Here is a 22,723-nt window from a genome sequence, read left to right as displayed (position 1 = left end):
TTAACTACACTTGCTCATACCTAAAACATGAGATTTCATGGTCGTTGACCATACCTACGGCCTGCATAAAGGCATAGGTTACGGTACTGCCCACAAACTTGAAACCTCGTTTTTTCAGGTCTTTGCTCAGGGCATCCGAAATTTCTGTGGTGGCAGGGCCATTTTTGTAATTTTCTACCCTGTTCTTTATGGGGCTATGGTTAACAAAACTCCAGACATAATCGCTAAAACTTCCAAATTCATCTTGCACCTTCATAAACGCCAAAGCATTGGAAACTGTTGCTCCTACCTTTAATTTGTTTCTGATGATTCCGGCATCGTTCAGTAAGGCTTGTATCTTACTTTCTTCGTACCGGGCTATTTTGCGGTAATCGAAATTATCTAGGGCCTTTCTGAAATTTTCGCGCTTCTTTAAAATGGTAATCCAGCTCAATCCGGCCTGAAAGGTTTCCAAGACCAAGAACTCGAAAAGGGTATCGTCGTCCTTTACCGGTGCCCCCCATTCTACGTCATGGTAGGCCTCGTAAAGGGGGTCGCCTTTGCACCAACCGCATCTTTGTTTTTCCATTTTGTTTTTTGAATCGCGAAAATACGTCTTTATGAACAAAAGGTTATGCTTGTGTTACTTTCAATCGATGTTTTGCAGTCCAATATTAAGAAATTATGAATCAAGGTTTGTCTAGTAATCGTTTTTTAGTGGAAGGTGCCCTTTGGATCAATGCATTGAAAGTGCGTTTTAGTATCGTAAATCGGACTTTGTTCTTGTTGAGGCCCCGTTCAACGATGCAGATGTAAGTTCTTGTGGGAAAGTGCTACCAATGTTACCCAAGTTACGCAAGCTGTACCGACAGAGTGTTAACTTTGTAACGAATTAAAGAAGATTGAAATGGCAATACCTACAACATTGAACAATACGCAGCAATTACTTGAAAAAGCCTTGTCGCAAGCAATTTCGTACGACGATTATCGTGCCATGGTTAGCCAATTGGCCATAGAGGGGAAGTCTACCGGACCGAACCAGACGGAAGCCTTGGCCAATTATACCATGCTTAACGATAGACGGATGAAACGTTTTGATAAGACCGTTAAGCTTAGTGATGAGCATGTTGCGCAAATTGCCAAGCTCGGCAAAAAATTGCAACTGATCGTTTTGACCGAAAGTTGGTGTGGGGATGCTGCGCCGGCCTTGCCCGTTATCAATAAGGTGGCCCAGTTGAACGAACATATCGATTTTAAAGTGGTTTTGAGGGATGAGAATATAGACCTTATGAACCAGTTTTTGACCAATGGCGGAATGTCTATCCCTAAATTGATTTTTTGGGATCGTGAAAACCAAGAAGTACTTGCTGATTGGGGACCGCGGCCTGAGCCTGCCGCAAAATTGGTGGCCGACCATAAGGCAAAACACGGAACGCTGTTGCCTGAAATCAAAGAGGATTTACAGCAATGGTACAATAAAGATAAGGGGCAAACAATGTTGAAGGAACTCTTAGCGCGCCTTCCCTTGAAATAGGTAGGTAATCGTACCTTTTTGTATGGACTTTTCACCAGAGCTAAATTTCGCCTTTAAAGCGTAGGCTATGGCGTTGTCTATGAGACAGCCGTTTGTAGTTCCGGAACTTTTGGCGTTGTAATCGGCATCGACAACATTGCCTGTGGCATCTACTTGAATGTTTATGACCACTTTTCCTCCTTCGATACAGGTGTATATGGGAGGGGGTAACTTGTAGTAGCTACGGTTTACCAAAGAATAGGAAACCGAAGTTCGGCGTTTGGCCAAGTTATTGGTGAATTCTTTCTTCTGTGCTTCTTTTTCGCCTAATAGTTGCTTGGCTTCCTGGCGCTTCTTTTTAAGTTCCTTTACGCGTTCCGCGTATTCGGAATCTGAAAGCATGCCCGTTGGGTCGTCGTTATTCTCGGCGGCCAATTTTTCCTCCATCAACTCCTCTAGGGTTTTTAAGGGTTCTGGGTTACCGTAGCTCGGCTTTGCCGTTTCGTTGTACGCCATGTGGCTTTTAAGGGGCTCCGATTTTTCAATTTCTTCTTCCAGCTCTTCCTTTTTTTCGAGAAGCTCTTCAATATCTTCTTCCAGCATCATTTCCACCACGTACTCATCCTGCTCCTTGTCTTGTCCTAAATGAATGTTGTACAAGGCCAACACGATTATGGACATCGAAAAGATGGTGATAAGAAACGATAAGTGTTTACGGTTCAAGGTCATGGTGGTATAACCACAATTTTAAAAAAATATTTTAATTATTCGTTGAACGGAAAGACTAAGGTGTTCTTTTTACGATTTTGTCGTTTTTCCCAGTAGATTTTCCGCAAAAACATTAGGATCTGTGGCTGTATTTACGTTGTATTCTCCTATTTTGGTTCTCCTGAGTTCAGATAAATGGCCTCCGCTCCCTAATGCTTGCCCCAAATCGTGTGCCAAAGATCTAATGTAGGTGCCTTTACTGCAAACAATCCTGAATTTTAGCTCGGGCAGCTTCATTTGGGTGATTTCAAAAGTCGAAACGTTTACGATCCTTGTTTTTATTTCCACGTCCTTTCCTTCGCGGGCATATTCGTAAAGGCGCTTGCCGTCTTTTTTTAGGGCCGAAAATACAGGGGGGCGTTGCTCGATATCGCCTATAAATTGTAAGAGGGTCTCGTTGAGCAAGGCTTTGGTGATATGTTCGGTAGGGTAGGTTTGGTCGACTTCGGTTTCCAAATCGTACGAAGGGGTGGTGGCGCCGAGGGTTATGGTGCCCGTATATTCCTTTACCTGGCCTTGAAGCTCCGGTATTTTCTTGGTGAACTTTCCGCAGCAAATGATGAGTAGTCCTGTAGCTAAGGGGTCTAAGGTTCCCGCATGGCCGATTTTAAACTTCTTGAGCTTGAATTTTGAGCGAATGGCCCATTTTAATTTGTTTACGGCTTGAAAAGACGACCATCCTAGCGGCTTGTCGATAAGCAATATTTGTCCGTCAAGAAAGTCTTCTTTGCTACGCGAATCCATGTAAAAAAATATTAATCCCTTTTTAGCGAAACTGAAATCGCTCTAACTCATAAAACCGTAGGCAATGGCGATCAGCCCTACAACAAAGCAGTAAATGGCGAAGTAAGAAAGCTTGCTCTTCTTGACCAATTGGATCATCCAGGTGCAGGCAGCGAGACCGGCTACAAAGGCGGCGATAAAACCTGCGCCCATGGCAACATTGTTTCCGCCGTCAAAGTTAAGGTCGCCGCTCATAAGGTCTTTTGCTATTTTTCCAAAGATCAGGGGTACGACCATCAAGAACGAAAAACGGGCCGCCTTGGTCTTATCTACGCCCAAAAGTACCGATGTGGAGATGGTGGCGCCACTTCTTGAAATACCTGGTAACATGGCTATGGCCTGTGAGATGCCGACGATCAGTGCGTTGCCGAAGCTAACTTTTTTATCCGTGTCCTTGGCTTTGTCCGCAAAATATAAAAGAACGGCCGTTATCAATAGCATGAAGCCTACAAAGCGAACGTTGCCCCCGAAAAAGGCTTCCAGTTGTTCCTCAAAGAAGAGGCCCACAAAAACGGCGGGCAACATAGATATGATAATCTTTACCGAGAATTGCGCTTCTTCGTTCCATTTAAAAGTCAAAAGACCGCTGATGATTTCCCATATGTCTTTCCTGAAAACAACAATGGTGCTTAAGGCGGTGGCAAAATGCAGTACCACGGTAAACAAAAGGCTTTCTTCGGGTACGGAATGGTCGCCTAAAATGGCTTTTCCCAATTCTAAGTGTCCACTTGATGATACGGGTAAAAATTCGGTCAATCCTTGAATGATACCGAGAATGATGGCGTCTAGCGTCTCCAAATTAGTCTTTCTTCTTGTGCGGATTCAACAATATGGCGTATATCTCAATACCTAATCCAATTAATACTAGGGTAGGTGCTAAGCGTATCCTTCTGAAACTGTAGATGTCTTCGTTGAATACATTAGGGTCATCACTACCGCCGCCGCTCATGAGTATAAAGCCGATGGCTATAAATGCAAGACCGACGAAAAAGAAGGTGTAGTTCTTTTTCTGAAAAATGAATTCTTGCGTGACCTGTTTGCCTGTGTGTTCTTTTTGTTTCTTACCCATGCTGCAAATTTAACGAAGTTCTATTTAAAAAAGTTTATGGTCGTAAAGGTTTATTGTTTCAAGGGTATTTCTGCCGATATTGGCGGGCTTAATAATAGAGTTCATCGGTCCTGAGGTTCAAGAACCGTTGTGTTGCGAAAAAGGTGCTGATCAGTGAGATGAAAATACCCAAGACAAAAATTGCCGCATAGAGCATGCCCAGTTGTTCCATATCTTTAAAAAGTTCCAGTTCCGGAAAGTTTTGGTCTAAATAATACAAGATCCCGGTCAAGGCCAAAAGCGCGGTTAGGGCCCCGAACATACCCAGTTTGATATTCATCCATATAAAAGGACGACGAATAAAGGTCTTGGTGGCCCCTACCATTTGCATGGTCTTGATGATAAAGCGTTTGGAGTAAATACTCAATCGTATAGAGCTGTTGATGAGTAAAATAGCGATAAACGTAAGTACGCCACTGGCGATCAAGATCCAAAAGCTGATCCGTTTTACGTTCTCGCTCAACAGGCCGACCAAGGGCTTGTCATAACTTACTTCTTCTATATAGGTCTTTTGGGCAAGGGTGGTGGCCAATGAATCGATTTCTTGGGGGGTGACATAATCGGCCCGTAATTGCAGGTCGATGGAGTTTTTAAGCGGATTGTACCCTAAGAAATTCTGAAAATCCTCACCTATTTCCTCGCTGTGCTGTTCGGCGGCCTCTTCTTTTGAGACGAATACCGCACTTTTGGTGTGTTCGGCCTGTAAAAGGTTTTTTTGTAATTGGTCTATTTCAGACTCTTTGGCTTCATCCTTTAGGAAAATGGAAATGGTGATCTGTTCTTTAAAGTGATCGGCCATCTTCTTGGTGTTGATGACCAAAAGACCCAAAATTCCTAATAAAAATAGCACCAAAGCAATGCTCAATACCACCGAAAAATAAGATGATATCAATTTTTGTTTCTGATATTGTTCAAAAGACTTACCCATAATCGCGTATACGGGCGTAAATTTAGGAAAGTAAATTGAATAAACTTATTTTTGCGCCACATTGAAAAGAAAGATATCAGATGCACTACGATTTTAGGAAAATAGAGAAAGATTGGCAAGACTTTTGGGCCAAGAACGAAACCTTCAAGGCCGAGAACAATTCCGATAAACCAAAGTACTATGTGTTGGACATGTTTCCTTACCCTTCAGGTGCCGGATTACATGTGGGGCATCCGCTCGGGTACATCGCCAGTGATATCTATGCACGCTATAAAAGACACAAAGGTTTTAATGTCTTGCACCCGCAAGGCTACGATTCTTTTGGCTTGCCGGCGGAGCAGTATGCCATCCAGACCGGACAGCATCCTGCCATTACTACGGAAGCCAATATAAAAACCTATAGGAGGCAACTGGATCAGTTGGGCTTTTCTTTTGATTGGAGCCGTGAGGTACGTACTTCCGATCCGCAGTATTACAAATGGACGCAGTGGATCTTTATTCAGTTGTTCAATTCGTGGTACAATAAAGCTTCGGATAAGGCGGAAGCTATTGAAGATTTGATTTCCATATTCGAACAAGAGGGGAATGCAAATGTACAGGCGGTTTGTGATGAAGATATAACGCAGTTTTCGGCGGCCGATTGGAAGGCCTTTTCAGCTAAGGAAAAGCAAGAAATTTTATTAAAATACCGCCTGACCTATTTGGCGGAAAGCGAGGTCAACTGGTGTCCCGCCCTAGGTACGGTCTTGGCCAACGACGAAATCGTCAATGGGGTCTCCGAACGCGGGGGGCATCCGGTAGTCCGTAAAAAAATGACCCAGTGGAGCATGCGTATCACAGCCTATGCCCAGCGTTTGCTAGATGGCTTGGATACGGTAGATTGGCCGCAGCCCCTGAAAGATTCACAGATCAACTGGATCGGTAGAAGTGAAGGTGCCGAGGTGGAGTTCGCCTTAAAAGGGTCGGAACATAAGATAGCCGTATTTACGACCCGTCCCGATACTATTTTTGGGGTGAGTTTTATGACCTTGGCCCCAGAGCACGAACTGGTCACCAAGATAACCACGCCCGAACAGAAGGCGGAGGTGGAGGCCTATATAGAAGCTACGGCCAAACGTAGCGAACGGGAACGTATGGCCGATGTAAAGACCATTTCAGGTGCTTTTACCGGAGCCTATGCCGAGCATCCGTTTACCAAAGAGCCGATTCCGGTTTGGATCGGTGACTATGTGTTGGCCGGATATGGTACGGGAGCCGTAATGTCGGTGCCTTGTGGGGATCAAAGGGACTACGATTTTGCAAAGCATTTCAATATTCCTATCCCAAATATTTTTGAAGGGGTCGATATATCGGAGGAAGCCTTTGCCGATAAGGCGACCACCGTTATTGCCAATTCCGACTTTTTGAATGGCTTGGGCTATAAGGAGGCTACTTCAAAGGCCATTGCCGAATTGGAAAAATTGGGTGTGGGAAAAGGTAAGGTCAACTACCGTCTGCGCGATGCCGTTTTTAGCCGTCAGCGCTATTGGGGCGAGCCTTTTCCTGTGTATTATGTAGATGGAATGCCACAGATGATCGCTCCTGAACATTTACCTATAAAATTACCGGAGGTCGATAAATATTTGCCTACCGAAACCGGGGAGCCGCCTTTGGGCAATGCTACCGTTTGGGCTTGGGATACAGGGAAAAATGAAGTTGTAGCCAATGATAAGATTGATAATAAAACTGTTTTTCCTCTTGAGTTGAACACTATGCCAGGTTGGGCGGGAAGCTCACAGTACTTTAATAGGTACATGGACCCGCATAACGAGAACGAGATCTTCTCTAAGGAAGCCATAGAATACTGGCAAGATGTGGACTTGTATATTGGCGGTAGCGAGCACGCTACCGGCCACTTGCTCTACAGCAGGTTCTGGCAGAAGTTTATGTTCGATCTAGGTTTGGTGCCTAAAGATGAATTTGCTAAAAAGTTGATCAACCAGGGGATGATTACGGGGACGAGTGCTTTTGTGTATGAATTGTTAGGTACTTTGGGCTTGCCAAAGGTTTATTTGTCTTTAAAAGTTAAAAATGATAATAAATTTGAGGTAATAAATAAAGCCTTAAAGGTTGTACATGAAAAATATGGCCCTAATTCGGAGTTTAAGGCTTTGACATTAGGTATTAGGCCAATTAGAGTTGATGTTTCTTTTGTAAACGCTTCAGATGAATTGAATCTAGAGTTATTCAGGAATTGGCGAGAAGAATATGGGGAAGCTGTTTTTATTGGAGAAAATGGGGAGGTGATTGATGGAGATAATGATAAATACATTGTTGGCCGCGAAGTAGAGAAAATGTCCAAGTCCAAGTACAACGTGGTCAACCCCGATGCCATTTGTGAGGAGTACGGAGCCGATTCATTGCGTCTGTACGAAATGTTCTTAGGGCCCTTGGAGCAATCCAAGCCATGGAACACTGCGGGTATCACGGGGGTGCACAGTTTCTTGAAAAAACTATGGCGTTTGTACCATTCGGGTCCTGAAGGTGCCTTTGAGGTGTCGGAAGCAGAACCGTCAAAAGACAGTTACAAGACCCTGCACAAGACCATTAAAAAAGTTGAGGGAGATATTGAGAACTTTAGTTTCAATACCTCGGTATCTACCTTTATGATCGCAGTAAACGAATTGAGTTCGCAGAAATGTAACAGCCGTGCGGTATTGGAGCCCTTGGCAATTTTAGTATCGCCCTACGCCCCCCATATTGCCGAGGAGCTTTGGAGCAAGTTGGGCCATGAGGGTTCGATCGCTACGGTACCTTTTCCGAAATTCGAAGAAAAATACCTGGTGGAAAGCAGTAAGGAATACCCGGTTTCCTTTAACGGAAAAATGCGTTTTAAACTTGAACTCCCGCTAGACTTGAGCAAAGATGAAATTGAGGCGGCGGTAATGGCCCATGAAAAAACGCAACAGCAATTGCAAGGGCGTACGCCTAAAAAAGTAATCGTGGTGCCCGGTAAAATTGTTAACATCGTAGGCTAAGCTATACGGCCATCAACTTGGTATAATATGGACTATATTGAAATTCTCGGGTTGGTGGCCGCTATTTTGACCACGGCCGGCTATGTACCCCAGGTCTACAAAACTTGGGTAGACAAATCTACCAAAGACATTTCGCTTACGACCTATCTGGTGCTATTTGTAGGGGTGGTCCTGTGGCTGGTATACGGTTTGATGATCAGTAGCCTGCCTGTTACCTTGGCCAATGCCGTAACGGCCTGCCTCCTTTTTTTAATGCTGGTTTTAAAGTTCAAGTACAAATAAGCCAAAGACATTTTGGCAGAATCTATCTCGTAAAACCTTGTCAATTCCTTTTGGCGGGGTTTTTGCTTTTGCTAAGGTAACGGATTGCAGAGGGTCTGCCTTCGTCTGGATTATGAAAAGCCGCACTTCGCTTTCACGGGAAGTGAGCCGGTATATGAAATGAAGAGTTTTTGATTATCTTTAAATTTAATTTTAAAAAGGAATATAGTTATGATGGGATATTATATTTTGATAGGAGCCATAGCTTTAGTAAGCTGGTTGGTGAGCAGTAAGCTCAAGAGCAAGTTTAAGTATTATTCCAAGGTGCATTTGAGCAATGGAATGAGCGGTGCCGAAATAGCCGAAAAAATGTTGGCCGACCATGGTATTCGCGATGTTAAGGTTGTTTCTACCGCCGGTATGCTTACCGATCATTACAACCCAAAGAACAAAACGGTAAATCTAAGTGAAGGTGTGTATAACCAAAGAAATGCGGCCTCTGCTGCGGTAGCGGCCCATGAATGCGGACACGCCGTACAACATGCACAGGCGTATGAATGGTTGACCATGCGTTCTAAATTGGTGCCTGTAGTAAGCGTTACCTCAGGAATGTCTATGTGGGTCGTTTTTGGCGGTCTGATGCTAGGTGCTGCCGCAGGTGTCGGTCTTGGGTACTGGATTGCGGTTGCCGGATTGGTTATGATGGGCATGGCCACCCTGTTCAGTTTTATCACCCTACCTGTAGAATACGATGCCAGTAACCGGGCCTTGGCTTGGTTGAAAGCAAAGAACATAGTAACCCCGCAAGAATACAAGGGCTCAGAGGATGCCTTAAAGTGGGCTGCGCGAACCTACTTGGTAGCGGCTATCGGTTCTTTGGCTACCTTGGTCTATTGGGGAATGCAAGTACTTGGAGGAAGGGATTAATTCAAGAAACCATAAGCATATAAAAAAGGCTGTCTAAATATTTAGACAGCCTTTTTCTTGAGTTAGTCTAAGTGTTATGCTGCATTGATACGTTCATCGATCAGTTTTAAGGCGATACCGTCGCGGCCCATCAGTTCAAATAGGTCTAAGATGTCGCGTATTGACTTTTCCTCTTCCAATTGTTCGGTAATGAACCACTGCATGAAGTTTTCAACGCCAAAATCGCTGTTCTTCCTGGCTGTGGCAACTATTCGATTGATCGATTTGCTTACTTCTATTTCTTGGGTCAAGGCCGTTTCGAAAACTTCCTCCAAGGAAGAGAAATCATGGTTGATATTTGTTACTTCGGGTGAAATGGCATTTCCGCCACAATCGTTGACGAACTTGAAAATCTTCATCATATGCTCCCTTTCCTCGGCCGCTTGTTGGTACATAAAGTCCGCGCTGCCCGTATAACCCCGTTGATCGCACCAAGAGGCCATGGCCAAATAAGAGGCAGATGCTTTTCCCTCCATTTGTATTTGGGCGTTAAGCATATCCATGCTTTCCACCTTTATACTCATCTGTTGTCTCGCTATATCTTTCATTGTCTTTTTCTTTATCTGTCTAACGTAAAGTTATCACAAAAGCGTGTACAGAGCTAGTGGGTTAACCAATTTATAACTGGTTTTAGACTGGTTAAAAATAGGAAGGTTTAAATTTTGGAGGTAAGGGAGGGCGTTTGGGCGGCAATACCGAGCACAAAAAATACATCGCTAAGTAAGGCCTTGAGGTCGAGAATTTCCAAGGTGTTCAATACGAAAAGGTGTTCTCTGTTGCAAAGGGTCAGGATCTCTATTCCATGGGGGTTGATTTCCTCGTCAAAGTGATGTTCAATGGTAATGCCCCACACTTTTTGACGCAGCGATAAGAGTTGGCAAAACGATAAACGCACCAACTTCTGACCGAGGTCTATATAAAAACATCTTTCCTTATCCGATTGGAAAAATGAGTAGTATTGTGATGAATGAATGCGTACCATTGAGGACAAAAATAATCCTTATTTAGATTTAATACAAATATTAGATCTGAATTTGTCGATCAATTTGCTGGGCCAAGGAAATAAAGGTTTCCGTACGCGATACCCCTTCTATCTGTTGAATTTCCTTGTTCAGCACGTGCATCAGGTGTTCGTTGTCTTTACAGAGCACTTTTATGAGAATAGACCAATTGCCCGTGGTATAGTGGCATTCCAGTACTTCGGGAATCTTTTCGAGTTGTTTTACTGCAACAGGGTTGCTCATGGCCTTGTCGAGGTATATGCCTATATAGGCCATGGTGGTGTAGCCCATGACCTTGGGGTTGATTATAAATTTTGAACCGGCCAGTAATCCCGATGCCTCTAATTTTCTAAGGCGTTGGTGAATGGCCGCCCCAGATATACCAATGTTTCGGGCAATTTCCAGAATGGGCTTTCTGGCATCTTCCATCAAGTACCTTAGAATCTTTTTGTCGATACCGTCAATTTTTACTTTATCGTTACTTGGTTTCATGTCAGGGTTTCAATTTGATGGTAAAAGTAGCTATTATTGTTTGAATTTCATACCGCTAGTAAATGCCGTTTTGGATAAAGCCTAAATGAATATGCTTAATCTTCATTGGACACGGAATCAGGATTATAGCCTAGGTATGGTACTTTGTATTCCTTAAAATGGATCCCATATGATTTAAGTTCTTCTAATAGGGGTTGGTACACTTCTTTTTTGATGGGTATTTGTATGCCGGGGGTGCTTATCTTTTTGTTCAGGATGGCCAAGGTGGCGATGGCTACGGGTAGTCCTACCGTCTTGGCCATGGCCGTATGGATTCGGTTCTCGCCAATGACGACCATATTGGCATCGATTTGGTATTTGTGGCCTTGAAGTTCGTAACCTATTTTATGGTACATAACGATCATGTCCTTATCATCGTCGTTGAGGTTCCAGCTCTTTTCCAGTATGTATTGAAGAATCTGGGCCGGGGTGGCATGTTTTAACGGAATGGACTTTTGGTCGTTAAAAAGGTCGAGCTCCAAGAGCTTTTCCCACATAATGTCGTCTTGGTCGATTTTAAGGTAATGCCTAAGTTTTAGTTCTACCGAATCTGTTGGGGAATACGGCAGAAATAGGTTGGTGAACTCGCGGTAAGACATGTTCTCGGAGTTCTCAATGGTATAACTGTCGTCGGTCATGCCCAGTTGTACGAACATGTTCCAGGCTTTTGAAAACCCCACCCGGCGCATCGTACCCCGATAGAGGGTGAGCACATCTTGCAGGCCGTAGGCTTCCCTGTAATTTAAAGAGTTTCGATTGGCGTAGCCTTCAAAACGGCCATAGCCTTCAATGTCGAAAAATTCGGTGCGCCGGAACAGTTTATGGTAGGGAAGATATTTGTAGGTGCCTTCCTGAATAAACTTTGCCGCACCACCTTGACCTGCAAGGACAACGTTTCGCGGATTCCAGGTGAATTTGTAATTCCATAGGTTGTCGTCACTTTCAGGAGCGACCAATCCCCCGCAAAACGACTCAAAAAGCAGTATTTTTCCGCCTTTGTCCCTGATCCTGTCAATGATCTGCATGGCACTCATATGGTCGATACCGGGATCGAGGCCTATTTCATTCATAAATACCAGTCCCCTCTTCTTTACCTCTGCCTCCAAGTCCTTTAGGCTATCGCTTACATAGGAAGCCGTAACCAAGTGCTTGTTCAATGCCAAACAATCGACGGCAACCTTACTGTGCAAGAATGCGGGAAGCATAGAGACCACAATGTCGCTTTCGAATATGGCTTTCTTTCTTGCGGCTTCGTTCTGTATGTCGAGTTGAATTACCGTACAGTTTTTATGGTCTTTGACGGCTTTGTAAATGGACTCTGGATTGAGGTCGCCAATGGTAAGGTGAAGTTGCTCTTCATTAGATTTTTCGAGAAAATAATCCAGAAGATAGGAGGTAGATTTCCCTGCTCCGATAACAAGTATATTTCGCGACATTTAGTTTTGTACTTTTAATAGGTATAACGAGAGACTAAGGTAGTGATTGTTATATTTATAAAAAAATACATCATATAAGTTATGAACAAAACAATATTTCTAACAGGAATCGTCCTAGGGGCTATGGCTGTCATTTTGGGTGCTTTTGGTGCTCATGGTTTGGAAAAATTAGTAGATGCCGATGCGATTCAAACTTTTGAGACCGGGGTAAGATACCAAATGTACCATGCCTTGCTGTTGTTGGTTTTAGGTAATATGCAAGCATTGCCCGAAGCTAGTAAAAAGTTGGTTTTCTATTTTGTGTTGGTGGGAATTTTTTGTTTTTCTTTCTCTATTTACCTCTTGGCGATTAACAGTCTGACCGATTTTGATTTTAGGGTAATCGGTCTGGTAACCCCATTGGGCGGTACCTTGCTTATTGTAGGTTGGGGCCTATTTGGATATCGGGTATATAAATATTTGCGCTAATAAATTCTCATTTTAAGGCATATAAAGTTATTATTTTGATAATTTTATACCCGAAAACAAACTCTGAATTAACAATTCACAAAAAATGAGAAAATCTATTTCTTTAAAATCGTACGGTATCACGCACGATAATCTGCATTATCAGCTGTCTCCTTCAGAGCTACATGCCATTGCTCTTGAGAAGAAGATGGGAAAGGAAGCCTCTTCTGGGGCCTTGGCGGTAAATACCGGGGAATTTACCGGTAGGTCGCCTAAGGATCGGTTTATCGTAAAAGATAAGATTACCGAAAAAAAAGTATGGTGGGGCGATATCAACCTTCCCTTTGAGCCCTCTAAGTTCGATGCGCTTTATGACAAGGTGATTGCCTATCTGAATGAAAGGGAGTTGTACGTGCGCGATTGTTACGCCTGTGCCGATCCTAATTATCGAATTGATATTAGGGTCATCAATGAGCATCCTTGGGCAAATCAATTTGCCTATAATATGTTCATCAGGCCTACGGAAGAGGAATTGCGAAATTTTGACCCGGAGTGGACGGTGATAAATGCCCCGGGCTTTAGGGCCGATGCCGAAATCGATGGTACGCGACAACACAATTTCGCAATTTTGAACTTCACCCGAAAAATTGTGCTTATCGGGGGTACGGGCTACACTGGCGAAATTAAAAAAGGGATTTTCTCAGCGCTGAACTTTATACTTCCTGTAGAGAAGAAAACCTTGCCGATGCACTGCTCGGCAAATGTGGGTAAAGATGGTGATACGGCTATATTCTTTGGTCTTTCGGGTACTGGAAAAACGACTTTGTCTACCGATGCCTCACGAAAACTTATTGGTGACGATGAGCACGGTTGGAACAATGAGAATGCCGTTTTTAATTTTGAGGGTGGTTGCTATGCCAAGGTCATCAACCTTTCGCAAGAGAACGAACCCGAAATCTTCGGTGCTATCAAAAAAGGCGCCATTTTAGAGAATGTGGTCATGGATGAGGCCGGTAATGTCGATTTTGCCGATACTTCCATAACACAAAACACAAGGGTGAGTTATCCTATCTACCATATTGAGAACGTGCAGCGACCTTCCATGGGTAAGAATCCTAAGAATATATTCTTCCTTACGGCCGATGCCTTTGGTGTATTGCCTCCCATATCGAAATTGACCCCGAGCCAAGCGGCCTATCATTTCATTTCGGGCTATACCGCCAAGGTTGCGGGCACCGAAGCTGGGGTAGTCGAGCCTGTTCCTTCTTTTTCCGCCTGTTTCGGAGCACCGTTTATGCCCTTGCATCCGGCCAAATACGCCGAAATGCTAAGTAGGAAAATGAAAGAAGCCGGGGTGAACGTTTGGCTGGTCAATACAGGGTGGACCGGAGGTCCTTACGGAGTAGGTACGCGTATGAAGCTAAAGTATACCCGGGCTATGATCAATGCCGTGCTCAATGGGGACTTGGGGCTATATACCTATGATGATTACCATATCCATTCGGTGTTTGGTGTTGCACAGCCAAGGGAATGCCCAGGGGTACCTACCAGTGTATTGAGTCCGCGTACGACATGGAACGATGATGAAGCCTATTATACTACGGCCTTTAAGTTGACGAATGCCTTTAGGGAGAACTTTAAGAAGTTTGAAGCCTATGCCAGCGAGGAAATCCGAAGGGGTGGACCGCAGCGCTATGCGTTTTAAATGTCGACCGAAAGACTGGAAATATAGAAAACCCTCTGTTCGTGAACAGGGGGTTTTTTATATGTTTTTGAATCAAGAAGTCTTATTTCTTGTTTACCGTAGTAATGTACTTTTGAAGTGCCATGGTCATAGACGGTGTTTCAGGCGTTGGAGCCTTGATGTCTATGCGTAGGCCGGCTTGGGTAGCGGCATCTATGGTCGAGTTGCCGAATACGGCAATGCGCGTATCGTTTTGCTCAAAATCCGGAAAATTCTGTAGCAAGGATTCAATACCCGAAGGGCTAAAGAATACCAAGATATCATAGTATACATCGCGAAGGTCAGATAAGTCGCTTATCACGGTCTTGTAAAAAATACCACGCTTCCATTCAATGTCCAATCCGTCCAAAATTTCTGGAATGATGGGTTTGAGGGCATCAGATGAAGGTAAAAGGAATTTTTCGCCTTTGTACTTTTTGAACAAAGGAACCAAATCGGCAAAATTTCGCTTGCCGACATAGATTTTACGCTTCCGGTATACTACATATTTTTGTAAATAGTACGCTACGGCTTCCGACTGGCAAAAATACTTCATAGAGTCGGGTACCTTAAAGCGCATTTCTTCGGCAATGCGGAAGAAATGGTCAACGGCGTTGCGGCTGGTCAAGATGATAGCCGTATAGTTTTTCAAATCTATTTTTTGCTGGCGCACATCTTTAGCATCCACACCCTCAACATGAATAAAAGGCCTAAAGTCTACTTTGACTTTTTCCTTGTCAATCAGTTTCGAATACGGTGAGTTTTCCATCTTCGGTTCTGGTTGCGAGACCAAAATCGTTTTTACTTTCATATAAACCTATTGTTTAAGATAACTGCCAATGATAACAAATGGGGAAATTTCGAGAGCGCAAAGGTACAAAATAAAATAGAAAAAGTAGTTGGTGATGAATTTTTGATGATTCCTTAATACTGTAACCCACCCGATTACATTGATTAAGAGGACCAACAATATGGCGATATACACCACGGTTTTCGAGCCCTGCGCAACGTAGGCCAATATAACGTTGGCCAAAAACATGATAATACCACTATAATTTAGGTATGATAATTTTTTAAAAATAAGTTCACCTATGGTCTTTATGGAGCCAAAAATGAAGCCGTTACCTAGCTGTAAGATAATTTTTACGACAATAAACCCAAAAAGACACGCTAAAATAATAGGATATATAAACGGGTAAATGTCTTCGGTGCTTTCCCTTAAAACCTGTCTAGCCAAGAAAATGAACAAGGCAAAGTTGATGACCTGAAAAATGGTAAAAAAGATATGAAACCAGTTCATCAGTTTTTCTTTTTTGCCATACATGAAAATGTACTTGTTGTTGAAGGGCAGTATAATAAAATTCAAGAACCGACTATAGAACAGGCGCTTTGCCAAGACCAAGAATAAGATACTGCCGATAAGTATTATCGTAATCCAGTCGGCTGTTCCCGCGGTGCGTAGTATCGGTTCCATTTATTTGATTTTGGTGTTTTTTCCGTTGATGCCGTAATTCATGCCGTTCTCCATAATACCTATTCTAACGTATTTTGGGTCTTTTAATTTTTTGGGCTCTGGAAATTTAAAGGTGTAGGTGATCGTATCCTTCGCCCCAATGCTCGTTATGTTCGGGTCATTGGGTTTTGGGCTAATGGGCAGGCGGTCAATGACGATCTTGAAATCGGTCATATACGCTACATTAAAGCGCAATTTGCTCAGGTCGATTTCAAAATCGTAGGGATTGTACAGTTGAAAGGTCTGTTCTTTTTCAAGGTTGAAATCGATAGGTCCATCGAGCAAGGTTTTTAGCTTTCTGAACGATTCAAAGTTGTCGATGTATCTGCCGTAGATTTTACTGCCGTTACTTTTTGTGAAAGTAAGGTCGGCATTCGAGGCACGGCCAGAAAGGTAAAGTACTTTTTGGTGCTGCACCTTCGATTCGGAATCGTCTATGGAATATTGGTTTCGGCGATAGCTTTCGTTGTTGAGCGAGTAGGTAGTGTTGCCGGAATAAAAGGCGAACATAGGGGCTTTTCTATAAGAGTTCTCAAAGACCAAGGGCATGTCGCCTACGGCTGCCCGTACATCTTCGGCCAAGGCTATGTTCCCATGGGTTTCATAATAAATGGGCGACATGGGTTCGTATACCAGTCCTACCCTGAGGTATAAGATCAGGGCGATGTTTGTCAGCCCCATTCTATAGATCCATTTTTTCGCCACCTCATTTTCCATCATAAAACGGAATACGATTATGACAAGCGGAATGGATATGACAATGATCCATTGGGTCTGTATTCTTCGGTTAAAGCTTGAGATAAAGAAGAAAATAAGTACCCCGTAAACGAGAAATAATAAGGCCCTTGTAAATTTATCGTTGGCCTTGGTCTTAAAAAGGGCCCAATACACCCATGGAAAGGTGAGGCCGAAGAGCGCCAATAAGTTTACAAAATAGCCGAGGGTGTATTTATTAAAATTATAGGGGTCGTTGGGGCGGTCGAAAAGATGGTAGTTTATGGTGACGAACTCGTTTTCGTAAAGCCAGATGAAATGGGGGGTGTAACATAACAGCGCAATGAATACCGAGAGCCATGCATATTTGTTGAAGACCAGTTTTAGGTTAGACAACAGAATGAAGATGATGACCAGGGCGGCGTGGTATTTACTGTACATCAAGCCTGCCATGGCGATGCCCATAGCAATGCCCCATAATAATCCGGGCTTTTCCAGGAATTTTTTATAGAGGAAGAGCAAGAGTGCCGTAAAGAACAACAATGGGGTGTCGGGCAGTGTAAAAAAACCATAGGCGTTCAAGAGCGTCATCGAGTAGGCGAGTACAAAATAATGCACTACATATTGGTTTTTTTTCGGGTGGTCTATGGTGTTCCACAAAATCAGCAATGTGGCGGTAGACAGTACACAGCTCATAAAACGAACCCCAAGCTCGCCATCAAAGAAAAAGCTGCTGATCTTAATGAGCAGGGCCACTAGGGGCGGGTGGTCAAAATAGCCCCAAGACATCTTTTTTGCGAAATGCCAATAATAGGCCTCATCAAAAATGAGCGGTGTAAAATACGACTGAAGCAGGTTGATCAGAAAACCAATTCCTAGTATAATTAAAAATAATCGGGGTAGTTTAGACTTCATTCTTGGTCGGGATCTCGGGTTTAGGCTTGGCCTGTCACAATTAACAACGCTCAAAATTACAAATTCTGATAGATAGCCAACCTTTAAAAATATCACAATTCGATAGTTGTCATTTTTCGGTGACTTTTAAAATGCTATTTTTGTCAAAACTCAATCGTATCCGTGTCAGATAGTCTAGTTATAATCCCCACCTACAATGAGATAGAGAATATAGAAGCTATAATTCGAGCTGTCTTTGTCCTCAATAAGAAATTTCATGTTTTGATAGTTGATGACAACTCTCCCGATGGGACATCTGCAAAGGTAGAGGAGTTGCAGCAAGAATTTCCGGAACAACTCTTCCTGGAAGTACGTAAAGAGAAATCGGGTTTGGGTACGGCCTACATTCATGGGTTCAAATGGGCCATTGAAAGGAAGTACGATTATATTTTTGAGATGGATGCCGATTTTTCACACAATCCCGAAGACCTGTTAAGGTTGTACAGGGCTTGTGCCAATGGAGCCGATGTGGTGGTAGGTTCCCGATATAAAAAAGGGGTGAACGTGGTCGATTGGCCGCTTCAACGTGTCTTGCTATCGTATGGGGCCTCGTTTTATGTAAAGATGATTACCGGAATGCGCGTTCACGATCCGACGGCTGGTTTTGTGGTCTATAGGCGTCATGTCTTAGAAAATATCAATTTAGATTCCGTTCGCTTTGTAGGTTATGCTTTTCAGATAGAAATGAAATTCAGGGCCTATCTAAAGAATTATAAGATAGAAGAGGTTTCCATTATTTTTAGGGATAGGGTCAGGGGAAAATCGAAAATGTCGGGATCTATAATAAAAGAGGCCATCTTTGGTGTTTTTATGATGAAAATACGGAGCATGTTTCAAAAATCTAGGTTTTAGTATGGGAAAAGTGTTGATAAAGAATGCCAGAATCGTAAACGAAAACTCGATTTTTGAAGGAGATCTTTTGATAAAGGGCGACTTGATAGAGAAGATAGCCGCCAATATCTCAGATGATACTGCCGAAGTAATCGATGTTCAGGGCAGGTACCTTTTACCGGGGGTAATCGACGACCAGGTACATTTTAGGGAGCCGGGCCTCACTCATAAGGGCGACATTGCCTCAGAAAGTAGGGCGGCGGTAGCCGGAGGGATTACCACTTATATGGAACAGCCCAATACCACACCTCAGACGACAACCATTGAAAAGCTCGAAGAGAAATTTGAAATGGGCGCCCGGTCTAGCTTTGCCAATTATTCTTTTCTTTTTGGGGGTACCAATGACAACCTGGAAGAGTTAAAGCGATTGGATAAAAATGCCTGCTCGGGAGTGAAACTCTTTTTGGGGTCTTCAACAGGTAATATGCTGGTCGATGACGAGGAGGTTATAGAGAAGATTTTCAAGAACACCGAAATGGTGATTTCCGCCCATTGCGAAGATGAGGGGACTATAAAAAGAAACCTCGCCGAGTATAAGGCGAAGTACGGAGATGACATTCCCGTAAAATACCATCCTAAGATCCGTAGTGTCGAAGCGTGCTACCTTTCGTCTTCGAAAGCCATAGCACTGGCCGAAAAAACCGGGGCGAGACTGCATGTGTTTCATTTGTCTACCGGAAAGGAAACGGATCTTTTTAGAAACGATATCCCGCTAGAGCAGAAAAAGATAACGGCCGAAGTATGTGTGCACCACCTTTGGTTTTCCGAGGAGGATTATGACACCAAGGGCACCTTGATCAAGTGGAATCCGGCCGTAAAGGCCGCAGAGGATAGAGACCGCTTGTGGAAGGCCTTGCTGGACGACCGTATAGATGTGATCGCTACTGACCACGCCCCACATTTGTTGGGCGAAAAAGATAATGTATATACCAAAGCCCCTTCGGGCGGTCCCTTGGTGCAACATGCGCTTCCCGCCCTGTTGGAAAAGGTTCGGGAAAAGGTGATTTCACTGGAAAAGGTAGTACAGAAAATGAGCCATAACCCGGCCATACTTTTTCAGATTGAGAAACGAGGTTTTATCAGGGAAGGGTATTTTGCCGATTTGGTAGTGGTGGATCTAAATGCGCCTTATCAAGTGACCAAGGAGAACATCGCTTACAAGTGTAAATGGTCGCCTTTTGAAGGCACTACGTTTAAGTCGACCGTTACGCATACCTTTGTAAACGGTCATTTGGCCTATGAAAATGGAAATTTCTCTGCCGAACGCAGGGCAAAACGACTAACCTTCAATAGATAATATGAGATTTTTAACGATAGCCTTGATGTTTTTGGTTTTGGTCTCGTGCAACGAAACACTTTTAGAGAAGCCGGAAAACCTCATTCCTCAAGAAAAAATGGTTGAGATACTCCAAGACCTGGCTATTGTCAATGCCGCCAAGACGACCAATTTGGAAGTGCTTAGGGAAAACGGCATTGAGCCCATGGACTATATCTTTAAAAAATACGACATTGACAGTCTGCAATTCGTGGAAAGCGACCGTTACTACGCTTCACTTCCCGTAGAGTACGAAAAAATCTATAAAAAGGTAGAGACCAACCTTGAGAAAAAAAGCAAGGAACTGGAAGAGCAAAAAAAACTGAACGACAGTATTCGGGTGGCCAAGGAAAAACTCGAAAGGGAAAAAGCAAAGGCCAAAAAGGCTAAAGACACTCTTCGGTAAACCGCTTACAGCAAAACGATATAGCTTCGTCTAGGGCTTCGAACTCAAAACCAAGGTCGGTCTTGATTTTTTGGTTGTCGTATATTTCCCTATTTTTTAAGGAGCGGATGGAGTTTTTTGTAATCCGGCGCCCATTTTGAAGGAAGAGGTTTTTAAGCCAGTCGAACCACCTTCCGACTTCAAGTTGCCAATATTTTAATGGGGTAGTGGGGGGCTTGATACCCAGTTCAGATGTAATCTTTGTAAGGATTTCTTTAAACGTCAGGTTCTCGGCCACGGCAATATAGCGTTCATTGCTGATTTCGGAACCCATTAACGACACCATCATTTTAACTACATCGTAAACGGTTATAAAGCCGGTTCCCCCAGGGGGGTAAAAACGATATCCTTTTTGGGCGACGGTAAAAAGGTCGCCACTGCCACTGTTCCAAAAGCCCGGGCCGATAATTACCCCCGGATTTACCATTACTACCGATAGTCCTTCCTGTGAGCCGCGCCAAACCTCCATTTCCGCAGCCTGTTTTGTGAGTCCGTATACATTGGCCTCTCTTGATGTCCACGGGTTTTCTTCGTTGGCCATGGCATTGCCCATGCTTTTGCCGATAGCCCCGATCGTACTGGTGTAGCACAGTTTTTTGATTTTGTGGGCAATACAGAGGTTGACCACATTGGCCGTGCCCTCGGTATTTATTTTTTCGAGGATGTCGAATTTTTTAGGGTCGAAGGAAATAAGGGCAGCGGTATGGTAGACTTGGCTGACCTGGTCAAAGGCGCTTTCAAGGGCGGGAATGTCGGTAATATCGGCCTCGACCCATTCTATTTTATTGAAAAGGGCTTGGGCATCGTCGGTATAATAGCCAAAGACCTTGGCTACGCGCTCAAGATTACTGCCTTTCCTATATATGGCTCGAACGGAATCACCGTTCTGCACCAATTTCAATAAAAGATGTGAGCCTACTAACCCCGTTCCGCCCGTTACCAATACCATGCCTCAAAGTTAGCAAATCGCCGGGAATAATTTCCGCTATTATTCGGGGGTTGGGCGATGATTTACTTTTATATTTGTAGCTCAATTTTCAGAACAGAACGAACATGACTTCAAACTTTGTAGAAGAATTAAAATGGAGAGGCATGTTGCACGATGCGATGCCCGGAACGGAAGAACACCTGATGAATGAAATGCAATCGGCCTATGTAGGTATAGACCCGACCGCAGATTCATTGCACATCGGTCATTTGGTAGGGGTGATGATGCTCCGCCATTTTCAGTTGGCCGGCCATAAGCCTTATGCCCTTATTGGCGGTGCCACGGGCATGATCGGGGATCCTTCCGGAAAATCGGCAGAGCGTAATCTGTTGGATGAAGCTACCCTTCGGTATAATCAAGAAGCCATAAAAGGGCAGTTGTCGCGATTTTTGGATTTTGATGGCGATGCCGAGAATGCCGCGATTTTGGTCAATAATTACGACTGGATGAAAGACTTTACCTTCTTGGATTTTATCAGGGATGTTGGAAAACACATTACCGTAAACTATATGATGGCCAAGGATTCCGTAAAAAAACGACTTTCGGCCGAATCTAAAGAAGGAATGTCCTTTACCGAGTTCACTTATCAGATGGTACAGGGCTACGATTTTCTATACCTCTATCAAAATTATAATTGCACCTTGCAAATGGGAGGTAGTGATCAGTGGGGAAACATTACTACAGGTACTGAGCTGATCCGAAGAATAGGAAATGGAAAAGGCTATGCCTTGACCTGTCCGTTGATTACCAAGGCCGATGGAACCAAGTTCGGTAAGACCGAAGGCGGTAATATTTGGTTGGATGCGGAGCGGACCTCCCCCTATAAGTTTTATCAATATTGGTTGAATACCTCAGATGTCGATGCCGAGAAATACATCAAAATATTTACTTTTCTGAGTAAGGACGAAATAGAGGCATTGATAAAGGAGCATCAAGAAGCCCCACATATGAGGGTCTTGCAGAAGCGCTTGGCAGAAGAGATTACCGTAATGGTGCATTCACAGGAAGATTTGGGGAATGCCCAAAAAGCAAGTAATATCCTTTTTGGAAAGTCGACTTCGGAAGACCTTAAAAACTTGGACGAAAAGACTTTTTTAGATGTTTTTGACGGTGTGCCACAGGCTGAAATTTCGAAGTCTGAGCTCACTCCCGGATTGGATATGATCGGGGCTTTGGCCGATAAGACCGGATTCTTGACTTCCAACAGTGAAGCCCGTAGGGAGCTGAAGCAGAATTCCATTTCCGTAAACAAGGAAAAAGTAAAGGCCGATTACCAGATTGGCGAAAACGATCTGATCAATGGCAAATTTGTACTCTTGCAACGAGGCAAAAAGAACTATTTTGTTTTGGTAGTGAACTGATCGGGCGATGTTAATTGCCGGATAATTAGAATAAAAGGGGTTTAAAGGCGTTATCGAACAGTAACGTTTTTAAACCCTTTA

At 43.6% G+C, this 22,723-nt stretch carries 24 protein-coding genes; 10 read left to right on the top strand and 14 right to left on the bottom strand.

Annotated elements, in window-relative coordinates; all coding sequences use genetic code 11:
• Positions 1 to 4: 4 nt before the first annotated feature.
• Positions 5 to 568 carry a DNA-3-methyladenine glycosylase I gene (locus B4Q04_RS01810; protein ID WP_013992691.1) on the bottom strand — a complete coding sequence of 188 codons (564 nt, stop codon included), beginning with the start codon at positions 566 to 568 and terminating at the stop codon, positions 5 to 7.
• A gap of 318 nt (positions 569 to 886) precedes the next feature.
• Between B4Q04_RS01810 and B4Q04_RS01805 the strand changes: the two genes are divergently transcribed.
• On the top strand, positions 887 to 1,513 hold the full coding sequence (locus B4Q04_RS01805; RefSeq protein WP_088695831.1) for a thioredoxin family protein: 627 nt from the start codon (positions 887 to 889) through the stop codon (positions 1,511 to 1,513).
• Here the strand turns inward: B4Q04_RS01805 and B4Q04_RS01800 are convergent.
• The 5 genes from B4Q04_RS01800 to B4Q04_RS01780 form a co-directional block, all read right to left on the bottom strand.
• Positions 1,490 to 2,173 (bottom strand): hypothetical protein, encoded by a 684-nt coding sequence (locus B4Q04_RS01800; protein ID WP_316932903.1) that lies wholly within the window; start codon positions 2,171 to 2,173, stop codon positions 1,490 to 1,492. The genes B4Q04_RS01805 and B4Q04_RS01800 overlap by 24 nt on opposite strands.
• A 117-nt stretch (positions 2,174 to 2,290) precedes the next feature.
• Entirely contained in the window at positions 2,291 to 3,004 is a 714-nt protein-coding gene (gene truB / locus B4Q04_RS01795) for a tRNA pseudouridine(55) synthase TruB (RefSeq protein ID WP_013992688.1), read from the bottom strand.
• A gap of 42 nt (positions 3,005 to 3,046) precedes the next feature.
• Positions 3,047 to 3,841: an undecaprenyl-diphosphate phosphatase gene (locus B4Q04_RS01790; protein ID WP_013992687.1), complete on the bottom strand. Its 795-nt coding sequence runs from the start codon at positions 3,839 to 3,841 to the stop codon at positions 3,047 to 3,049.
• A 1-nt stretch (position 3,842) separates the two neighbouring features.
• A complete protein-coding gene (locus tag B4Q04_RS01785; RefSeq protein WP_013992686.1) occupies positions 3,843 to 4,112 on the bottom strand; it encodes a DUF3098 domain-containing protein in 270 nt (89 codons plus the stop codon).
• Positions 4,113 to 4,200: 88 nt separating this feature from the next.
• A complete protein-coding gene (locus B4Q04_RS01780) occupies positions 4,201 to 5,079 on the bottom strand; it encodes a cell division protein FtsX (protein ID WP_013992685.1) in 879 nt (292 codons plus the stop codon).
• Positions 5,080 to 5,159: 80 nt separating this feature from the next.
• On the opposite strand from B4Q04_RS01780, the gene B4Q04_RS01775 reads away from it, so the two are divergent.
• The 3 genes from B4Q04_RS01775 (at position 5,160) to B4Q04_RS01765 (ending at position 9,284) form a co-directional block, all read left to right on the top strand.
• Positions 5,160 to 8,096 carry a leucine--tRNA ligase gene (locus tag B4Q04_RS01775; RefSeq protein WP_088695830.1) on the top strand — a complete coding sequence of 979 codons (2,937 nt, stop codon included), beginning with the start codon at positions 5,160 to 5,162 and terminating at the stop codon, positions 8,094 to 8,096.
• A 27-nt stretch (positions 8,097 to 8,123) separates the two neighbouring features.
• Entirely contained in the window at positions 8,124 to 8,378 is a 255-nt protein-coding gene (locus B4Q04_RS01770) for a SemiSWEET family sugar transporter (RefSeq protein WP_013992683.1), read from the top strand.
• A gap of 210 nt (positions 8,379 to 8,588) precedes the next feature.
• A complete protein-coding gene (locus tag B4Q04_RS01765; protein WP_013992682.1) occupies positions 8,589 to 9,284 on the top strand; it encodes a zinc metallopeptidase in 696 nt (231 codons plus the stop codon).
• Between the two features lie 74 nt (positions 9,285 to 9,358).
• Here B4Q04_RS01765 and B4Q04_RS01760 read toward each other — a convergent pair whose 3' ends face one another.
• The 4 genes from B4Q04_RS01760 to B4Q04_RS01745 all read right to left on the bottom strand — a co-directional run bounded on the left by B4Q04_RS01760 (position 9,359) and on the right by B4Q04_RS01745 (position 12,291).
• Positions 9,359 to 9,871: a ferritin gene (locus tag B4Q04_RS01760; protein WP_013992681.1), complete on the bottom strand. Its 513-nt coding sequence runs from the start codon at positions 9,869 to 9,871 to the stop codon at positions 9,359 to 9,361.
• Between the two features lie 107 nt (positions 9,872 to 9,978).
• Positions 9,979 to 10,305: a hypothetical protein gene (locus tag B4Q04_RS01755; RefSeq protein ID WP_046287374.1), complete on the bottom strand. Its 327-nt coding sequence runs from the start codon at positions 10,303 to 10,305 to the stop codon at positions 9,979 to 9,981.
• A 40-nt stretch (positions 10,306 to 10,345) separates the two neighbouring features.
• Positions 10,346 to 10,816 carry an Lrp/AsnC ligand binding domain-containing protein gene (locus B4Q04_RS01750; protein ID WP_013992679.1) on the bottom strand — a complete coding sequence of 157 codons (471 nt, stop codon included), beginning with the start codon at positions 10,814 to 10,816 and terminating at the stop codon, positions 10,346 to 10,348.
• Between the two features lie 95 nt (positions 10,817 to 10,911).
• Positions 10,912 to 12,291 (bottom strand): saccharopine dehydrogenase family protein, encoded by a 1,380-nt coding sequence (locus tag B4Q04_RS01745; RefSeq protein ID WP_088695829.1) that lies wholly within the window; start codon positions 12,289 to 12,291, stop codon positions 10,912 to 10,914.
• Between the two features lie 81 nt (positions 12,292 to 12,372).
• Between B4Q04_RS01745 and B4Q04_RS01740 the strand changes: the two genes are divergently transcribed.
• Positions 12,373 to 12,759 (top strand): DUF423 domain-containing protein, encoded by a 387-nt coding sequence (locus B4Q04_RS01740; RefSeq protein WP_088695828.1) that lies wholly within the window; start codon positions 12,373 to 12,375, stop codon positions 12,757 to 12,759.
• A gap of 85 nt (positions 12,760 to 12,844) precedes the next feature.
• Positions 12,845 to 14,443, top strand: a complete 1,599-nt coding sequence (gene pckA, locus B4Q04_RS01735; RefSeq protein ID WP_088695827.1) for a phosphoenolpyruvate carboxykinase (ATP) — start codon at positions 12,845 to 12,847, stop codon at positions 14,441 to 14,443.
• 82 nt (positions 14,444 to 14,525) lie between these two features.
• Here the strand turns inward: pckA and B4Q04_RS01730 are convergent, their stop codons facing one another.
• From B4Q04_RS01730 to B4Q04_RS01720, 3 genes are read right to left on the bottom strand one after another with little or no spacing between them, the layout of a single operon-like run.
• Positions 14,526 to 15,272 carry a uroporphyrinogen-III synthase gene (locus tag B4Q04_RS01730; RefSeq protein ID WP_013992675.1) on the bottom strand — a complete coding sequence of 249 codons (747 nt, stop codon included), beginning with the start codon at positions 15,270 to 15,272 and terminating at the stop codon, positions 14,526 to 14,528.
• Positions 15,273 to 15,278: 6 nt separating this feature from the next.
• Complete coding sequence (locus tag B4Q04_RS01725; RefSeq protein ID WP_013992674.1) at positions 15,279 to 15,935, bottom strand: DUF4271 domain-containing protein; 657 nt, start codon at positions 15,933 to 15,935, stop codon at positions 15,279 to 15,281.
• Positions 15,936 to 17,603, bottom strand: coding sequence for an ArnT family glycosyltransferase (locus B4Q04_RS01720; RefSeq protein ID WP_088695826.1), 1,668 nt, complete (start codon positions 17,601 to 17,603; stop codon positions 15,936 to 15,938).
• A 162-nt stretch (positions 17,604 to 17,765) separates the two neighbouring features.
• On the opposite strand from B4Q04_RS01720, the gene B4Q04_RS01715 reads away from it, so the two are divergent.
• From B4Q04_RS01715 to B4Q04_RS01705, 3 genes are read left to right on the top strand one after another with little or no spacing between them, the layout of a single operon-like run.
• Complete coding sequence (locus B4Q04_RS01715; RefSeq protein WP_013992672.1) at positions 17,766 to 18,494, top strand: polyprenol monophosphomannose synthase; 729 nt, start codon at positions 17,766 to 17,768, stop codon at positions 18,492 to 18,494.
• Position 18,495: 1 nt separating this feature from the next.
• Positions 18,496 to 19,830 (top strand): dihydroorotase, encoded by a 1,335-nt coding sequence (locus B4Q04_RS01710; protein ID WP_088695825.1) that lies wholly within the window; start codon positions 18,496 to 18,498, stop codon positions 19,828 to 19,830.
• A 1-nt stretch (position 19,831) separates the two neighbouring features.
• On the top strand, positions 19,832 to 20,254 hold the full coding sequence (locus B4Q04_RS01705) for a DUF4296 domain-containing protein (protein WP_046287373.1): 423 nt from the start codon (positions 19,832 to 19,834) through the stop codon (positions 20,252 to 20,254).
• Here B4Q04_RS01705 and B4Q04_RS01700 read toward each other — a convergent pair.
• Entirely contained in the window at positions 20,235 to 21,242 is a 1,008-nt protein-coding gene (locus B4Q04_RS01700; RefSeq protein ID WP_088695824.1) for an NAD-dependent epimerase/dehydratase family protein, read from the bottom strand. The two genes, B4Q04_RS01705 and B4Q04_RS01700, sit on opposite strands and share 20 nt — an antisense overlap.
• A gap of 104 nt (positions 21,243 to 21,346) precedes the next feature.
• On the opposite strand from B4Q04_RS01700, the gene tyrS reads away from it, so the two are divergent.
• Positions 21,347 to 22,642, top strand: coding sequence for a tyrosine--tRNA ligase (gene tyrS, locus B4Q04_RS01695; protein ID WP_088695823.1), 1,296 nt, complete (start codon positions 21,347 to 21,349; stop codon positions 22,640 to 22,642).
• Positions 22,643 to 22,723: the final 81 nt, after the last annotated feature.

Origin of the sequence: Zobellia sp. OII3 (genome assembly GCF_002211465.1) — a bacterium.
In the GTDB taxonomy this organism is placed as follows: domain Bacteria; phylum Bacteroidota; class Bacteroidia; order Flavobacteriales; family Flavobacteriaceae; genus Zobellia; species Zobellia galactanivorans.
This window is presented reverse-complemented; position numbering and strand designations above follow the sequence as displayed.

Bases quoted from the DNA above. Each gene is read 5' to 3' on its own strand.
- B4Q04_RS01730 (WP_013992675.1), bottom strand. From the start codon at position 15,272: ATGAAAGTAAAAACGATTTTGGTCTCGCAACCAGAACCGAAGATGGAA.
- B4Q04_RS01805 (WP_088695831.1), top strand. From the start codon at position 887: ATGGCAATACCTACAACATTGAACAATACGCAGCAATTACTTGAAAAA.
- B4Q04_RS01760 (WP_013992681.1), bottom strand. From the start codon at position 9,871: ATGAAAGATATAGCGAGACAACAGATGAGTATAAAGGTGGAAAGCATG.
- B4Q04_RS01770 (WP_013992683.1), top strand. From the start codon at position 8,124: ATGGACTATATTGAAATTCTCGGGTTGGTGGCCGCTATTTTGACCACG.
- B4Q04_RS01745 (WP_088695829.1), bottom strand. From the start codon at position 12,291: ATGTCGCGAAATATACTTGTTATCGGAGCAGGGAAATCTACCTCCTAT.
- B4Q04_RS01780 (WP_013992685.1), bottom strand. From the start codon at position 5,079: ATGGGTAAGTCTTTTGAACAATATCAGAAACAAAAATTGATATCATCT.
- tyrS (WP_088695823.1), top strand. From the start codon at position 21,347: ATGACTTCAAACTTTGTAGAAGAATTAAAATGGAGAGGCATGTTGCAC.
- B4Q04_RS01755 (WP_046287374.1), bottom strand. From the start codon at position 10,305: ATGGTACGCATTCATTCATCACAATACTACTCATTTTTCCAATCGGAT.
- B4Q04_RS01750 (WP_013992679.1), bottom strand. From the start codon at position 10,816: ATGAAACCAAGTAACGATAAAGTAAAAATTGACGGTATCGACAAAAAG.
- B4Q04_RS01765 (WP_013992682.1), top strand. From the start codon at position 8,589: ATGATGGGATATTATATTTTGATAGGAGCCATAGCTTTAGTAAGCTGG.
- B4Q04_RS01810 (WP_013992691.1), bottom strand. From the start codon at position 568: ATGGAAAAACAAAGATGCGGTTGGTGCAAAGGCGACCCCCTTTACGAG.
- B4Q04_RS01775 (WP_088695830.1), top strand. From the start codon at position 5,160: ATGCACTACGATTTTAGGAAAATAGAGAAAGATTGGCAAGACTTTTGG.
- truB (WP_013992688.1), bottom strand. From the start codon at position 3,004: ATGGATTCGCGTAGCAAAGAAGACTTTCTTGACGGACAAATATTGCTT.
- B4Q04_RS01725 (WP_013992674.1), bottom strand. From the start codon at position 15,935: ATGGAACCGATACTACGCACCGCGGGAACAGCCGACTGGATTACGATA.
- B4Q04_RS01800 (WP_316932903.1), bottom strand. From the start codon at position 2,173: ATGTCCATAATCGTGTTGGCCTTGTACAACATTCATTTAGGACAAGAC.
- B4Q04_RS01740 (WP_088695828.1), top strand. From the start codon at position 12,373: ATGAACAAAACAATATTTCTAACAGGAATCGTCCTAGGGGCTATGGCT.
- B4Q04_RS01705 (WP_046287373.1), top strand. From the start codon at position 19,832: ATGAGATTTTTAACGATAGCCTTGATGTTTTTGGTTTTGGTCTCGTGC.
- pckA (WP_088695827.1), top strand. From the start codon at position 12,845: ATGAGAAAATCTATTTCTTTAAAATCGTACGGTATCACGCACGATAAT.
- B4Q04_RS01710 (WP_088695825.1), top strand. From the start codon at position 18,496: ATGGGAAAAGTGTTGATAAAGAATGCCAGAATCGTAAACGAAAACTCG.
- B4Q04_RS01700 (WP_088695824.1), bottom strand. From the start codon at position 21,242: ATGGTATTGGTAACGGGCGGAACGGGGTTAGTAGGCTCACATCTTTTA.
- B4Q04_RS01785 (WP_013992686.1), bottom strand. From the start codon at position 4,112: ATGGGTAAGAAACAAAAAGAACACACAGGCAAACAGGTCACGCAAGAA.
- B4Q04_RS01720 (WP_088695826.1), bottom strand. From the start codon at position 17,603: ATGAAGTCTAAACTACCCCGATTATTTTTAATTATACTAGGAATTGGT.